This is a genomic window from Streptomyces sp. NPDC032198, assembly GCF_040636975.1.
Taxonomy (GTDB): domain Bacteria; phylum Actinomycetota; class Actinomycetes; order Streptomycetales; family Streptomycetaceae; genus Streptomyces.
This window is the reverse complement of the sequence record NZ_JBEZVL010000026.1, coordinates 28,595-45,110: the sequence shown is the minus strand read 5'-3', so window position 1 is coordinate 45,110 and position 16,516 is coordinate 28,595. Positions and strand designations below refer to the sequence as shown.

Annotated in this window: 5 protein-coding genes; all 5 read right to left on the bottom strand. The window is 74.4% G+C overall.

The window, feature by feature from the left end:
• Positions 1-2,021 (bottom strand): type I polyketide synthase (locus tag AB0E78_RS40975; RefSeq protein ID WP_361844543.1); only part of this gene is annotated, 2,021 nt, incomplete at its 3' end.
• A 151-nt stretch (positions 2,022-2,172) separates the two neighbouring features.
• Complete coding sequence (locus AB0E78_RS40970) at positions 2,173-7,992, bottom strand: type I polyketide synthase (protein ID WP_361844541.1); 5,820 nt, start codon at positions 7,990-7,992, stop codon at positions 2,173-2,175.
• Positions 7,982-14,371, bottom strand: coding sequence for an SDR family NAD(P)-dependent oxidoreductase (locus tag AB0E78_RS40965; RefSeq protein ID WP_361844538.1), 6,390 nt, complete (start codon positions 14,369-14,371; stop codon positions 7,982-7,984). The genes AB0E78_RS40970 and AB0E78_RS40965 overlap by 11 nt, the downstream gene beginning before the upstream one ends.
• 21 nt (positions 14,372-14,392) lie before the next feature.
• Entirely contained in the window at positions 14,393-15,667 is a 1,275-nt protein-coding gene (locus AB0E78_RS40960; protein ID WP_361844535.1) for a cytochrome P450, read from the bottom strand.
• Between the two features lie 13 nt (positions 15,668-15,680).
• Positions 15,681-16,505 carry an alpha/beta hydrolase gene (locus AB0E78_RS40955; protein WP_361844532.1) on the bottom strand — a complete coding sequence of 275 codons (825 nt, stop codon included), beginning with the start codon at positions 16,503-16,505 and terminating at the stop codon, positions 15,681-15,683.
• Positions 16,506-16,516 lie beyond the last annotated feature (11 nt).

Genomic DNA, 16,516 nt, shown 5'->3' with positions numbered 1-16,516 from the left:
GTGAGGGCGCCGCTGGTGACGGCGGCGACGACTTCGCCCTGGGAGTGGCCGATGACGGCGGCGGGGGTGATGCCCAGTGCCTGCCAGGCGGCGGTGAGGGCGATGCCCATGGCGAACAGGGCGGGCTGGACGACATCGACGCGGTCCAGCGGCGGGTTGTCGGGGTGGTCGGGGTCGGTGAGCACGCGGCGCACGGACCAGCCGGTGTGCGGCTCTAGGGCGGCGTCGCAGGCGTCGATGGCTTCGGCGAAGGCGGGGTTGTGGGCGTACAGGTCGGTGCCCATGCCGTGCCACTGGCTGCCTTGGCCGGGGTAGACGAACACAATCTTCCCGCGTGGGGTGGCCGTACCGGTGACGGCGTTGGGGTGGGTTCCGCCCGAGGCCAGCGCGCGCAGGGCTTCGGCGGCCTCCTCGACGGTTGAGGCAACGACCCCGGCCCGCACATCGAAGTGTGTGCGGTGCAGGGCCGCGGTGGTGGCCACGGCGCCCAGGTCGGCGGTGTCGTGTTGCTGGAGCCAGTCGGCCCACCGTCCGGCCTGCTCGCGCATGGCGTTCTCGGTGCGCCCGGAGACCACAACCGGCAGTACTGCCCCGGGAGTTGGCCCGCCCGAGTCCTCCTCGGCGGCGACTTCGGCGACCTCGGCCCTCTCGGGTGCTTCTTCGATGATGACGTGCGCGTTGGTGCCGCTGATGCCGAAGGAGGATACGCCTGCCCGGCGTATCCGCTCGCCGCGTTGCCAGGGCTGGTTGTCCTGGAGCAGTTCCAGCCCGCTGCCGTCCCATTCGATGTGGCTGCTGGGCGCCTCGGCATGCAGCGTCTTGGGAAGCGTCTGGTGCTGGAGTGCCAGGACCATCTTGATGACACCGGCCACACCGGCGGCGGCCTGCGCGTGCCCGATGTTGGACTTGGAGGAGCCCAGATAGAGCGGCCGGTCGGCATCCCGGCCGGGGCCGAACACCTCGGCCAGCGCACCCGCCTCGATCGGGTCACCCAGCGTCGTACCCGTACCGTGCGCCTCGATCACGTCGATGTCAGTGGTGCCCAGTCGGGCCGAAGCCAGGGCGTCCTTCAGCACTCGTTGCTGGGAGGGGCCGTTGGGGGCGGTCAGGCCCTGGCTGCGGCCATCCTGGTTCACGGCCGAACCCTTGATGACGGCGAGGATCTGGTCACCGTCACGCTGGGCCGCCGACAGGCGCTTGAGGACGAGAATGCCCGCACCCTCCGCCCAGCCCACGCCGTCCGCGTCATCGGAGAAGCTCCTGCAACGCCCGTCGGGAGAGAGCCCCTTGAGGCGGGAGAACTCCACGAACGTGGCAGGCGTCGACATCACGGTCACACCACCGACCAGGGCGAGTTCGCAGTCCCGGGTCCGCAGCGCCCCGATCGCCAGGTGCATCGCCACCAGCGAAGACGAGCAGGCGGTGTCCACCGAGACGGCGGGGCCCTGCAGGCCGAGCGAGTACGAGACGCGGCCCGAGACCACACTGCTCGCGTTGCCCGAGTTCACATAACCGTCGAGGACGTCCAGATCGTGGTGGTGCAGTCCGTTGTAGTCGGAACTCATGGTGCCGAGGTAGACGCCCGTACGGCTCCCGGTCAGCGTCTCGGGGCGGATGCCCGCACGCTCCAGCGCCTCCCAGGAAGTCTCGAGGACCAGCCGCTGCTGCGGGTCCATCGACTGCGCCTCGCGCGGCGAGATGCCGAAGAAGGAAGCGTCGAACCCCTCGACATCGGTGAGGAACCCGCCCTCGCGGGCGTAGCTCTTGCCTACCGCCTCGGGGTCCTCGTCGTAGATGTCCAGACCCGCCCAGCGCTTGGGCAGGTCACCGATCGCCTCGCCCCCGCCGGCCAGCAGATCCCAGAAGGCCTCCGGCGTGTCGATCCCGCCCGGCAGCCGGCACGCCATCGACACGACCGCGATCGGCTCGGTGCGCTGAGCCTCCAGGTCCGCCGCCCGCTTCTGCAGTTGGCGGATTGCGGGCAGTGCGGCTTCCATCCGGTCAGGGGGCGTAGTGCTCATCGGTCAAGCCTTTCTGGGCAGGTTGCCGGGCAGGGCGGTCAAGTGGCGCAACGCGCGGGGCAGTGACGCGAGGCGTTGACGTGGGGCGGTGGTGCGGGCCGGAGTCACGTCGGCCCGGCGGTCCGTCGGGCGGCGGGGGCATGGTGCGGTGTCACCGCGCGTCGTCGCTCACCGCCGTCAGGAGTGCGTCGAGTTCCGCGTTGATGTCGTCGAGAGACCGCTCCTCCGGAAGCCGGACGGCGGGTTCGATGGCCGTGGCCGTGGCCGCGGTTGTGGCCGGGGCCGTGGTACCGGTGTGTGTGCGCGACGCGTCGTCGGCGTGCCGGGCCAGTTCGACCATGCGGTCCAGCAGGCCGCTGCGGCGCAGCTCCTCCGGGGACAGCCGGTCAAGGACCCAGTTCAGTACGGGGCCGGCGTCCTCGCCCGCCTGCTGCTCCGCCGCCCCGGTGGACTCGGTGAACTCCATGCGGGAGAGCACCAGGTCCGTGATCTCGCCCGGTGTCGGGTAGTCGAAGGCGAGCGTGGACGGCAGGGAGACACCGGTCGCGGTCGAGAGCCGGCGGCGCAGTTCCACCGCCATCAACGAGTCGAGCCCCAGCTGCTTCAGGACCTGGCCGGGTGCCACGTGCCGGTGGTCGTCGAGGCCGAGGACCACCGCCGTCTCCCGCAGCACCACCGAAGTGACCGTCTTGGTCCGCTGCTCGGGCGGCAGCGGCAGGAGGCGCTCGCGGAGGGTGGCCACGCCCGGGGCCTCGGCGGTCGCCTTGCGCAGGCCCGGCCGGACCAACGCCCGCAGGATCGCCGGGACGTCACCGTCCTCCGCCGCGCTCCGGCCGGCCGCGGCGAGGTCGAGACGGAGGGGCACGAGGTGTGCCTCGGGCCGTCGCAGGGCGGCGTCGAGAAGCGCGAGCCCCTGGTCGACGGGCATCGCGGCGATGCCCTGGCGTCGCATCCGGGACAGCTCGGCCCGGCCGAGGTGAGCCGTCATTCCCGTACCGGCCTGGCTCCACAGCCCCCAGGAGAGACTGGTGGCCGTGCGGCCCGCGGCGCGGCGGCGCTCCGCCACGGCGTCCAGGACCGTGTTGGCGGCGGCGTAGGTGCTCTGGCCCGCCGTGCCGAGGACCCCCGCCGCCGAGGAGAACAGCACGAACGCGGCGAGGTCGAGGTCCCGGGTCAGCGCGTCGAGCCGCAGCGCGCCCAGCACCTTCGGCGCGAAGACACGCTCGAGCCGCTCCGGTGTCTGGTCCTCGACCAGGCCGTCGTCGAGGACACCGGCCAGGTGCAGGACCGCCGTCAGCGGGTGTGCCGGATCCACGGCGGCCAGCAGTGCCGCGGCCTCCTCCTCGACCGCCACGTCACAGGCGACGAGCCGTACGTCGAGCGCCCCGGCCACGGTCAGTTCGCGTACGAGGGCGTCGGCGTCCGGCGCTTCGGGGCCGCGCCGCGAGGCGAGCACCAGGTGGCGTACGCCGTGCCGGTCGATGAGATGGCGGGCGACCGCCCGGCCCAGTTCGCCGGTGCCGCCGGTGATCAGCGCGGTGCCTTCCGGGTCTATGGGCGAACCCTCCGCGTCGAGGGGCGAACCCTCCGGGGGCGCGGTCGCCGCCTCGTCGACGGCGCTCTCCGCCTCCGCGCGGACCAGCCGCGGTGCGGACAACTCGGCCCCGCGCAGCGCCAGTTCGGGCTCGTCCGTGACGGCCAGGGCTGCGGCGAGGGTCGGCCCGGCGGACGAGACGGGTCCGTCGAGTTCCACGGTGCGCAGCATCCGGTCGGGGTGCTCGCCGCGGGCGGCACGCAGCAGCCCGCGCAAGGCGGCGGTGAGCCCCGCGTCCGGTTCGGCAGGGCCGGTGGCGCCGGTCACCCAGATCAACTCGGTTTCGCGCAGGCGCGGTTCGGCCAGCAGCAGGCGCAGCGTCTCCAGCATCAGACCCGTGGCCCGGGGCACCTCCAGGTCCGGCACCGGCGCGGCCTCGATGAGGATCCGCCGGGGTGCCGGGGCGCCCTCGTCGAGGGACGAACGCAGGGCGTCCGGGTCAAAGAAGCGACGTACGGGCGGCGTACCCGGCGCCTTGGGGAGCGTGTCCTTCAGCGCGTCCGCAAGCGTGTCCGTCGGAGCCAGGACCACCGTGTCCGGACCGGCTGCCCGCCCCTCGGGCAGGGGCACGGCCACCGGCCGGTGCTCCACGCGGTACAGGTCGCGCGTCCCCGGCCCGGCCGCCGCCTTGATGCTCCCGGCGGTGGCGCGCCGAAGTTCGAGCGCACGAATCCGGGCCACCGGAGCACCCGTGGCGTCGGCGAGGGCCGCCGCGAGTCGCCAGCCGTCGGCGGTGGGCTCGACGTCGACGCGCACGCGCAGCTCGCTGCCGCCCGTCGCGTGGAGTTCGACGCCCGTCCAGGCGAACGGCAGGAGCACACCGTCGGCCCCGGAGTCCTCGGCCCCGGCACCGTCGCCCCCCACGCTCTCGCCCCCGGCGACATCGGCCGCCACGGCCATCATCACGTTGAGGGCCGCGTCCAGGAGCGCGGGGTGGAGGCCGAATCCGTCGGCACGGGTGCCCTCGGGCAGCCGCACCAGGCCGTACGCGGTGTCCGCGCGGCGCCACAGCCCGAGGGTGCCCCGGAACGCCGGGCCGTAGGCGACGCCCTGCGCCGCGAAGTCCTCGTAGAAGCCGTCCATGCCGATCGGGTGGGCTCCGGGCACCGGCCACTGGGCCAGTTCGTCGAAGTGCGCGGCGTCCTGCCGGGCCGGCTGCTCGGCCAGTTCACCCGTCGCCCGCAGGACCCACTCCCCGGGCTCACCGGGTTCACCGGGCCCGTCGGCGCGGCGGCTGTGCACCGTCACCGTGCGGGCACCGTCAGCCGTGGTCGCACTGCCGACGCTCACCTGCACGTGCACCGCGGTGTTCGCGGGCAGCACGAGCGGCGCCACCAGCGTGAGCTCCTCGACCCCGGCCGCTCCCACGCGGTGGGCGGCCGCCGAGGCGAGCTCCAGCAGGCCGGTGCCGGGCAGCACGGCCTCCCCGAACACCGCGTGGTCGGCGAGCCATGGCTGTTCCGCCAGCGAGATGCGCCCCGTGAACACGTCGCCGCCGTCCGCGAGCACGGTGTGCGCGGCGAGCCACGGGTGCCCGGCGTCCCGCAGGCCCATCGCGTCGGCGTCGAGCACGGGGCCGGCCGGCTCCGGCCAGTAGCGGTGCCGCTGGAAGGGGTACGTCGGAAGGTCCACGCGGCGGGTGACGGCGCCCGCGAAGAACGCCTCCCAGTCCACCCCGATGCCGTGGACATGGGCCTGGGCGATGGCACCGGTCAGCACGGCCGCCTCCGGCCGGTCCCTGCGCATGGCCGCCACGACGCCGGTGCCGCTCTCGTCGCCCGGCTCCACCAGGCAGTCCTGGATCATCGCCGCGCCCACGCCGTCCGGGCCGAGCTCCAGGAAACGGGTCACTCCCGCGTCCCGCAGGGCGCGGACGCCGTCGGCGAAGCGCACTCCCTCGCGGACGTGGCGTACCCAGTAGTCGGGGGTGCGCACCTCGTCGGTGACGACCTGGCCCGGCACGTTGCCGACCAGCCCCACCGTCGGTGCGTGATACGTCAACTGCTCGGCCACCTCGGCGAATTCGGCGAGCATCGGGTCCATCAGCGGCGAGTGGAAGGCGTGCGAGACGGTGAGCCCGCGCGTCTTGACCCCCTGCTCGGCGAAGCGCGCCGCGAGTGCGCCGACGGCCTCGGCGCCGCCCGACACCACCACGGCGCCGGGGCCGTTCACGGCGGCGAGTCCCACCTCGTCCGGGAACTGCGCCAGCAGCGCGAGGACATCGGACTCGGCGGCCTTGACCGCGAGCATCGCCCCGCCCGCGGGAAGTGCCTGCATCAGCCGTCCGCGGGCGGCCACCAGGGTGCACGCGTCGGCCAGGGACAGCACCCCGGCGACGTGCGCGGCCACCAGTTCGCCGACCGAGTGCCCCATCACGTAGTCGGGCGTGACACCCCACGACGCGACGAGCCGGTGCAGGGCGACCCCGATCGCGAACAGAGCGGGCTGGGTGAAGCCCGTCTGGTCGAGCAGCACGGCCTCCGGTGTGCCGACGGGGGCGAACACCACCTCGCGAAGCGGGCGTTCGAGCAGCGGATCGAGCAGCGCGCACACCTCGTCGAAGGCCGTGGCGAAGACCGGGTGCGTCCGGTACAGCTCTTTGCCCATGCCCGCACGCTGGGTGCCCTGACCGGGGAAGACCAGCGCGGTCCGGCCGCCGAGCGCCGTCCCGGACACCGTGCCCGCCGACGGCGTGCCGTCGGCCAGCGCCCGCAGCCCGGCGAGGAGTTCCTCGCGTCCCGAGCCGTACACCGCAGCCCGGTGCTCGAAGGTGCCACGGGTGGTGGCGAGCGCGTGGGCCACGTCGAGGGCACCGGCGGCCGGGTCCGCGGCCAGCGCCTCGTACAGCCGGCCGGCCTGGGCGCGCAGCGCGCCCTCGTCGCGTGCGGACAGCAGCCACGGCACCACCGCATGCGCGGCGGGCTCCGACGTGGCGCTCTCCGACGTGGCGCCCTTGGGCACAGCGGGAACCGGCTCCCCGGCCCCCTCCCGCGCCTCCTCCCCGGCCTCCTCCAGAATCACGTGCGCGTTGGTGCCGCTGATGCCGAACGAGGAGACACCGGCCCGGCGCACCCGCTCCCCGGCGGGCCAGGACACCGGCTCGGCAAGGAGGCGGACACCGCCCTGCGCCCAGTCGACGTGCGAGGTCGGCGTGGCCGCGTGCAGGGTGCGCGGCAGCTCCTCGTGGCGCATCGCCTGCACCATCTTGATCACCCCTGCGACGCCCGCGGCGGCCTGGGTGTGCCCGATGTTGGACTTCACGCCGCCGAGCCACAGCGGCTGTCCGTCCCGGTGGGCCCTGCCGTAGGTGGCGAGCAGTGCGCGGGCCTCGATGGGGTCGCCGAGGCGGGTCCCCGTGCCGTGCGCCTCGACCACGTCGACGTCGGCGGGCGAAAGACCCGCGTCCGCCAGGGCGGCGCGGATGACCCGCTGCTGGGCCAGGCCGTTCGGCGCGGTGAGGCCGTTGCTCGCGCCGTCCTGGTTGATCGCGCTGCCGCGCACCACGGCGAGCACCGGGTGCCCGTTGCGGCGCGCGTCGGAAAGCCGTTCCAGGAGCAGGACACCGCTGCCCTCGGCGAAGCCCGTGCCGTCCGCGTCCTCGGCGAAGGCACGGCACCGGCCGTCGGGGGAGAGCCCGCGCTGCCTGCTGAACTCGATCAGGAGCTGCGGGGTGGCCATCACGGTGGCCCCGCCCGCCAGGGCCAGCGAGCACTCGCCGCGGCGCAGCGCCTGGACCGCCAGGTGCAGGGTGACCAGCGACGACGAGCAGGCGGTGTCGACGGTGACGGCCGGGCCCTCCAGGCCGAGCGCGTACGAGATCCGGCCCGAGAGGACGCTGGCCGCGCCGCCGGTCAGGGCGTGGCCCTCGGTTCCGTGCCCGGTGATCAGGGAGCCGTAGTCCTGGCCGTTCGTCCCGACGTACACGCCGGTGACGCGGTCCTTGGCCGCCGTGGGAGTGATGCCCGCGCGCTCGAACGCCTCCCAGGCGCCCTCGAGGAGCAGCCGCTGCTGCGGGTCCATCGCCAGCGCCTCGCGCGGCGAGATCCCGAAGAAGCCCGCGTCGAACTCCTCGGCGCCCTCGATGAAACCGCCCGCGTCCGTGTACACGGTCCCCGGGGTCTCCGGGTCCGGGTCGTACAGTCCGGGCAGGTTCCAGCCCCGTCCCTCGGGGAAGGCGCCGAGGGTCTCACGGCCGTCGGCAAGGACCTGCCAGAAGTCCCCCGGGGTGGTGACACCGCCGGGGAACCGGCAGCTCATCGCCACCACGGCGATCGGCTCACGTTCCTTGTCCGCCACCTGCCGCAGCCGCTCCTGGGCCGCGTTCAGCTCGCCGGTGACGCGCTTGAGGTACTCGCGCAGCTTGTCTTCATTCGCCATGGGAGAGTCCGAGCCTCTGGTCGATGAACTGGAACAACTCGTCGTCGGACACGTCGCCGAGGGTGTCCTGCCCGTCTTCCGGGCCCGTTTCCGGCGGACCGTCGGCGCGGGCCAGGAGGTCTTCGAGCCGCCGCACCACGAGGGTCAGCCGCTCGGCCTCCGCCCCGGAAAGACCGGCCGCGCCGAGGGCGTCGGCGGCGCCCTCCAGAGCAGTGAGTCCCGTGCCGTCGGAACCATCGGAGCCGGTGGAGCCGTCGGCCCCGAGTGCGAGTTCGGCGAGCAGCTCGGCGGCCAGCGCGGTGGGCGTCGGGAACTCGAAGACGAGCGTGGCGGGCAGCCGCAGCCCGGTCTCCCTGCCCAGCCGGTTGCGCAGCTCCACCCCGGTCACGGAGTCGAAGCCGATCTCCTTGAACGCCCGTGCGGGATCCAGCGGTTCGTCGGGACCGAAGCCGAGGACGGCCGAGGTGTGCGCGCACACGACGTCGAGCAGGGCCCGCTCCCGCTGCCCGGCCGGCAGCTCTGTCAGTCGCCGGCGCAGGTCGGGAGCGGAGGCTTCGGGTGTCTCCGACGGCCCCGCGGCGGCAGTGATGTCGCGTACGTCGGGCAGGTCGGCGAGCAGCGGGGCCGGGCGTGCTGCGGTGAACGCGGTCAGGAAGCGCTGCCAGCGCACGTCGGCGACGGTCTGGCAGGGCCTGCCCGAGTCGATGGCCTGCTGCAGCGCGAGGAGTGCGAGCTCCGGGTCCATCTCGGGCACCCCGTGCCGCTCCAGGACACCCTTGACGGTGGTCCGGGCCATGCCGCCACCGCCCCAGGCGCCCCAGGAGACCGCCGTCGCGGGCAGCCCCGCCAGCCGGCGCCGTTCGGCGAGCGCGTCCAGGAAGGCGTTGGCCGGTGCGTAGTTGCCCTGACCGGGGATGCCGACGGTGGCCCCGTAGGAGGAGAACAGCACGAACGCCGACAGGTTCTGATCCTGTGTCAGCTCGTGCAGGTTGACCGCGCCCCGGACCTTGGCCCGCAGTACGCGTTCCACCTGGTCGGCGTCGAGCGCGGCCACGACAGCGTCGTCCAGGACGGCCGCCGTGTGCAGGACCGCCGTCAGCGGTACGGCCGCGGGGATGCGTTCCAGGACGCCGCGCAGCTGCTCACGGTCCGCGACGTCGCAGGACTCGAAGACCACCTCGGTGCCCAGGGCGCGCAGTTCGGCCCCGAGTTCCTGTGCGCCGGGGGCGTCGGCGCCCCGGCGGCTGGTCAGCACCAGCCGCTGTGCGCCGCGCGCGGCCAGCCAGCGGGCGAGCCGGACGCCGAGCGCGCCGGTGCCGCCGGTGAGGAGCACGGTGCTGTGCGGCCGCCAGGCGGTGGCGGGCGCGGCGCCGGACCGCACCAGGCGGCGGACCCGGACGCCGTCGGCGCGCACGGCGAGCTGGTCCTCGCCGCCCGGCGCGCCGAGCCGGGCGGCAAGGCGCCGCCACTGCTGTGCGTCCTCGTCGGCCGGCAGGTCCACCAGGCCGCCCCAGCGGTCCGAGTGTTCGAGCGCGGCCACCCGGCCGAGCCCCCACACCATGCGCTGGGCAGGGTCGACCGAGCGGTCGGCGGACCCGGCCCGTACCGCCGCGCGGGTCACGCACCACAACGGCGCGCCGATGCCCGCGTCGCCCAGCGCCTGGACGGCCCGCAGCGTGCCCAGGTATCCGGCCGGGGCTTCCGCGCCGGCGGCGGGTGCCGCACCGTCCGGTGCCGAACCGTCCGGTGCCGAACCGTCCGGTGCGAGGAGCGAGAGCACCCCGCCGACGGCCCGCCCGGCCGCTGCCCGGGTGAGCTTCTCGGCCAGCGGCGCACGGTCCTCGCCGTACCCGCAGACGACCGGCACCAGGTCGAGCCCGGCGGCGGTCAGCCCGCTCAGGGCCGCCGCGGCGAACGGATGCTCCTCGCTGGGTACGAGGGCCAGCCACGGGCCCATGGGTGCGGGGCCGACCGGATCGGCCCCGCCCTTCGGGGTCTTCCAGGTGATCTCGTAGCGCCAGTCGCGCACTTCGGACGCGCCGCGCTGCCGCCGGTGCCATCCGGCGAGCGCCGGGAGCAGCTCGGCCAGCGGGGTCGTGCCGTCGGCGTCAAGGGCGGACGTGAGGGCGTCCAGGTCGCCGCGCCGCACGGCCGTCCAGAACTCGGCGTCGTCCGCCGAGCCGGGCCGTGCGTCCCGTGTGCCGCCCACCGGGTCGAGCCAGTAGCGCCGGTGCTGGAAGGCGTACGGGGGCAGGTCCGCCGTCCGTGCCCCCGGGAACGCCGGGGTCCAGTCGACCCGGGCGCCGCGCGCGAAGGCCTCGGCCAGCGAGGTGAGGAAGCGGGCGGGACCGCCGTTGTCGCGGCGCAGGCTGCCGAGCGCGCTCACCCCGCGGTCGCCGACGGTCTCCTCGATGCCTGGGGTCAGTACGGGATGAGGGCTGGCCTCGACGAACAGCCGGTGCCCCCGCGCGGCCAGTTCCTCGACCGCGGTACGGAACTCCACCGTCGAGCGCAGGTTGCGGAACCAGTACTCGGCGTCGAGGAGCGCCGTGTCGAGGGGCGCGCCGGTGACCGTGGAGAAGAAGACGGTGTCGCCGGTGCGCGGCCGGATCGGTGCGAGGGCCTCCAGCAGCTCGTCGCGGATCGTGTCGACCTGCGCCGAGTGGGAGGCGTAGTCGACCGCGATGCGCTTGGCCCGTACGCCGCGTCGCGCGCAGGTCTCCATCAGCTCGTCCAGCGCGTCCGGCGCGCCGGAGACCACGGTGAGACCGGGCCCGTTGACGACGGCCACCGAGACGCGGCCGTCCCACCGCGCGGCGAGCAGCTCCGCCTCCTGACGGGGCAGCGCCACCGAGACCATGCCGCCGAGTCCGGCAAGCGAGCGGGCGATCGCCTGACTGCGCAGCGCGACCACCCGGGCGCCGTCCTCCAGGGACAGCCCGCCGCTCACGCAGGCCGCCGCGATCTCGCCCTGCGAATGGCCCACCACGACGGCCGGGCGCACCCCATGGGCGCGCCACAGCTCGGCGAGCGAGACCATCACGGCCCACAGCACGGGCTGCACCACGTCGACGCGCTCCAGGGCCTCCGCGTCGTCGACCGCCTCGGCGGGATCCCAGTCGACGAAGGGCTCGAGGGCCCGCGCGCACGCGGCGTAGGCCGCGGCGAACACCGGTGAGGTGTCGCGGAGTTCACGCGCCATGCCGGCCCACTGGGAGCCCTGGCCGGGGAAGACGAGGACCGGCCCGGCCTCCGTGGCGCCCTGCTCCGCGGGGCCCGAGGCGGTGACCACACCGGCGGCCTCGGCCCCCGACGCGAGAGCGGCCAGGCCCGCGAGCAGGGTGTCGCGCCCATCGGCCACGACGGCGGCGCGGTGCTCGAAGACGGTACGGGTGGTGGCCAGCGAGTGGCCGACGTCGGCCGGTGACAGTTCGGGACGGGCCACGAGATGCGCGTGCAGTGCCGCGGCCTGCGCCCGCACCCCCGCTCCGGTCCTGGCCGAGAGCGGCCAGGGCCACGGCCCGGCCGGGTCGTGGGACGTGTCGCCCAGGGCCGCCCAGTGCACCGGCACGCCGTCGCGCCACAGCGCGCCGACGAGCTCCTCCAGGCTCTGCCGGGCGGGGCGGTCGCGGCGGCAGGTCGCAAGGACCCGGGCGTCGCGTGCCCCGGCGCCGGCGAGGGAGCGCTCCAGGGACCGGGTCAGCACGGGGTGCGGGGAGACTTCGACGACCCGCAGCGCCCGGTCGGTGTCCAGCTGGGTCACGGCGTCGTGCAGCAGCATCGGGCGTGCCATGTTCGACGCCCAGTACTGCGCGTCCAGAGCGGTGCCCGGCACCGGGGCGCCGGTGACGCTCGACAGGAACGGCACGGTGGCCTCGGCGGGCCGCAGCTCGCCGAGCCTGCTGACCAACTCCGCCTGCAGTGGCTCCAGTTCGACACTGTGGGACGGGTAGTCGATCGCGACCCGGTGGGTGCGTACGCCTGCCTCGGAGAGCTCACGCTCCACCTCCTCGACAGCGGCGGCGGCCCCCGAGAGGCAGACCTGGCCGGGGGAGAGGACACCCGCCACCGTGACCCGGCCCGCCGTGCGGGCAGCGGCCTCCTCGGGGTCCAGCTCGCAGACGAGGACCGTCCCGAGCCCGACCGCCCGTTCGGCCACCAGCCGCGACCAGACGCCGATCACATGCGCGCCCTGGTCCAGGGACAGCGCCCCGGACACGACGGCCGCGGCGACCTCGCCGACGCTCTGACCGAACACCACGTCGGGCACCACGCCCCACGCCTCCAGGGTGCGGGCGAGCGCGACCTGGAGCGAGAACAGGACCGGCTGGATCACCTCGGTGCGCTCCAACGGGCCCCGGCCCGACACCAGTTCGTCGAGCACCGACCACCCGGTGACCGCGCCGACCGCGGCATCGGCCTCGTCGAGCGCGGCCCGGAAGACCGGCTCGGCCAGCAGGTCGCGGCCCATGCCGAGCCACTGGGAGCCGTGCCCGGAGAAGCAGAAAGCGACCGCGGGCCGGGCTTCCGGAGCTTCCGGTACGGCGTCGTCCGGCCTCGCGGCACCCGGCGCGGCAGCGCTCGGCAGACCCGCACGCAGCGCGTCCGCCAGTTCCCCGGCACCGTCCGCCGCGGCGAACACCCGGTACGCCCCCGCGCCCGCGGTGGTCACCGGCCACCGTGCGCCGCCACGCTCCCGCAGGAACTCCTCCACCCCGTCCGCCAGTTCGGCCTCGCTCCGCGCGGCGAGCGCGACCAGCCTGCGCTGCCGGTGCGGAGCCTCGGACAGGGCCAGGTGCACATTGGTGCCGCCGAATCCGAAGCCGCTCACCCCCGCGTGCCGGGGGCCGTCGGGCCAGCCGCGCCGGCCGGCGACGACCTCAAGGCGCCCGCCCGCGAAGTCGATCCCGGGGCTCGGCCGTTCGAAGTGCAGGCTTGCGGGCAGCTCTCCGTGGTACAGCGAAAGCGCCGTCTTGAGCAGGCCGAGCGCGCCCGCCGCCGGCTCCAGGTGACCGAAGTTCGTCTTCGCCGAGCCGAGAAGGAGCGGCTCAGTGCGTCCCGGTGCGAACACCTCGCCCAGCGCGGCGGCCTCGATCGGGTCGCCGAGCGGCGTGCCGGTGCCGTGCGCCTCCACGTACGCGACCTGATGGGGCGCGACGCCCGCCGCCCGCCAGGCGTCCCGCAGCACGTCGGCCTGGGCCGCCGGGTTGGGCGCCGTCAGGCCGTTGGAGGCGCCGTCGTTGTTGGCGGCGCTGCCGCGCAGCACCGCGTAGACACGGTCCCCGTCGCGCAGCGCGTCCGAGAGCCGGCGCAGCACCACCACACCGCAGCCCTCCCCCCGGACGTAGCCGGCGGCGCCCGCGTCGAAGGCGCGGCACTGGCCGTCCGGGTTCATCCCGCCGAACTTCGTCATGGCCACCGTGGTGTGCGGGTGCAGCATCAGGCTGACGCCGCCCGCCAGGGCCAGGTCCGACTCGCCGAGGCGCAGGCTGTTCGCGGCCAGGTGCACGGCGGCCAGCGACGAACTGCACGCCGTGCCCACCGACATGGCCGGGCCCCGCAGCCCCAGCGCGTAGGCGATCCGCGCGGGCACGATCGACGTGTCCCAGCCGACGGCGGAGTGCGAGCCGATCGCCTCCGCGTCGGCGCCCGTCGCCAGGTGGTACTCCTGCCACATCGTGCCCAGGAACACTCCCGTACGGCTGCCGGCCAGCTCACCGGGGACCACCCGGGCGTCCTCCAGCGCCGACCAGGCGACCTCCAGGGCGATCCGCTGCTGCGGGTCCATCCGGGCGGCCTCGGCGGGCGAGATCCGGAAGAACGCGGCGTCGAACCCGGCCACGTCGTCCAGGAAGCCGCCCTTGCGGGTGGTCGTCCTGCCCGGCGCCTTCGGGTCCTCGTCCACCCACTCCGCGGCGTCCCAGCGGTCCTGCGGCACGTCGCCGACGGCGTCGGTGCCGGCCAGCAGGGCCTGCCAGAGGGCCTCGGGCGTGCTGATGCCGCCCGGCAGCCGGCAGCCGAGACCGACCACCGCGATGGGCTCATCGGCGTCCGTGCCGCGGCGCACGGACCCCGCGGCGGCCGTGGCCACGCCCTCCCCGGCGAGGAACGCGGCCAGCTCCGCGACCGTCGGGTGCTGCCACAGCACCCAGGCAGGCACCGGGCGGCCCAGCCGCCCCGAAAGGGCGGCGGCCAGCCGTGTCACACCGAGCGAGTCGACGCCGAGGTCGCGCAGCGCCACGGTGGGGGCAACCGCCTGCGGCCCCGTCCCGAGCAGCTCGGCGACCTCGCGGCGCAGGAACTCCGAGAGGTCCGCGGCCCCGGCCGCGCCTGCCGCGTCCGTCGTGTTCACGCCCATGTGCCTTCCTTCGGTGGTCACGGCCAGACTCCGTTCCGGTTGTCAGCGGCCCGCGCGTCGGACACGGAGCCTGCGGTACTCCGCCATCACGAAGTACGGGGCGACCAGGTCCGGTTCGCCGTCGAGCTCCAGTGCCGAAAGCACCGGGACGACCGCGCGGATCATCGCGCGCAACTGCGCCTTCGCCAGGTTGGAGCCCAGGCAGAAGTGCGCGCCGAGGGCACCGAACGCGAAGTGCGTCCTGCGCGGCCTGGTGATGTCGAAGCGGTACGGGTCCTCGAACACGTCCTCGTCGCGGTTGGCCGAGGGGAAGAACATCGCCACCGTCTCGCCGGCCCTGATCCGCTGCCCCCGGATCTCCGTGTCCTGGACGCAGGTGCGCGCCATGTGCACGGCCACCGACGTCCAGCGCAGGATCTCCTCCACCGCCGCGTCGAGCAGACCGGGGTCCTCGCGGAGCTTGCGCAGCTCATCGGGGTGTTCGAGCAGTGCCCGGATACCGCCCGCGATGACGTTGCGGGTGGTGCCGTTGCCGGCGAAAAGGAGCTCCGAGGTCTGGTTGAGGAGGTTGGAGAACGGCAGCTTGCGGTCCTCCACGACCGCCGCGGCGAGCCTGCTCACCACGTCGGTGCCGCCACTGCCCCCGTCGGCCATGCGCTGCTGCACCAGGCCCGTCAGGTAACCCATGATCTCGCCGACGTTGCTCATGAACGTGTCCTGCACGCTCGCCTCGTCGGAGCCGCTCATCGTGCCGACGGTCCAGAGATAGAGCTTCTCGCGGTCCTCGACGGGCACGCCGAGCAGCTCGCAGATCGCGGCCACCGGGAGCTTCGCCGCCAGCTGGTTGGCGACGTCCGCGGAGCCGCGCTCGTCGACGAGCTCCAGGAACTCCTCCACGAGCGCGTCGGCCTCGGTCGAGAACCGGTCCTCCAGCGCGGCCATCGCCTTCGGCATGAACGCCGGACTCATGATCTGCCGTATCTGATGGTGCAGCGGCGGATCCATCCAGGTCAGCGACTGGGCCTCGGCCGGGTCGTGGCCGAGCAGCGCGGCCCGCTGCTCGCGGTCCTTGGCGAACATGTCGGCGATGTCGAGGGAGTTGACCGAGACGCGCTGTGCGCTGGAGAAGATCTCGGGGCTGCGTGACACCCACGCCATGTCCTCGTGCTTGGTCAGGGCCCAGAACGGCTCGAACCCGGGCCGCCGGTACCAGAAGACCGGGGCCTCCCGGCGCAGGAAGTCCCACTCCCGCCACGGGTAGCCGTTCTCTGCGTACGACTGCTCGTCGGTGATGTCGATGGTGTCGAGGCTCAGCATCGGTTCCCTCTTCTCAGCTCGCGGCGTGCACGGGGCTTGCGGAGTGCTCGGTCAGGAAGGCCGCCACCTGCGCGGTGCCGGGCCCGGAGAGGCGGGCGCCCGGCACGTCCCTGCACAGCCGCTCGGCGAACCCGCCGGGCAGCGGCCGGTCGCTGCCGGACACCACCGCCAGGGATACGGGGAACCGCCTCATCCACTCCTCCGGGACGCTGAAGTACGGAGATCCGGTGGGCCACAGCCCGTCCCGGAACCGGCCCAAGAGCACCACGTAGCGCTCGACGCTCAGTCGAATCAGCTCAGCGCGGGACTCGACCCGGTCGTGCAGGGTCCGCGCGAACGGCCCCGCGCCCGGGTTCCGTGCGAAGTCGCCGTCCCGCTCGGCCAGGGCGAGCACCCCGGCGATCCCCGACGCACGGGCCACGCGCATCGCCTCGTCGAACGCCGGGTGGAACGCGCCGTGCCCCGTGGAGTCCGCGAGACCGGCGGGCTCCACACAGACCACGGACCGCACCCGCTCCGGGGCCTCCTGGACCAGCCGCCACGCCTGGGCGCAGGCCGTTCCCACCGCCACCACCTGTGTCTGCCGCACGTCGAGCTCGTCCAGGACCGCCAACTGGTCGGCCGCGGCAATCTCGTAGGAGAACGGCTCCAGGGGTGCGGCACCGTGCCCCGTGTGCCGCGGGTGGGGAACGATCGCCTGGAAGCCGGGCGGCAGGATCCCGGCGGGATCCGGCTCGTCCGGCAGCCCGGTCGGGGCCGGCGTGAGCAGCAGTACCGGTGCTCCCGCGCCCCGGATCTCGTACGTCGGGCGCGCAAGGGCGCGCTCTGTCTCGGTCATGTCTTCCTCCA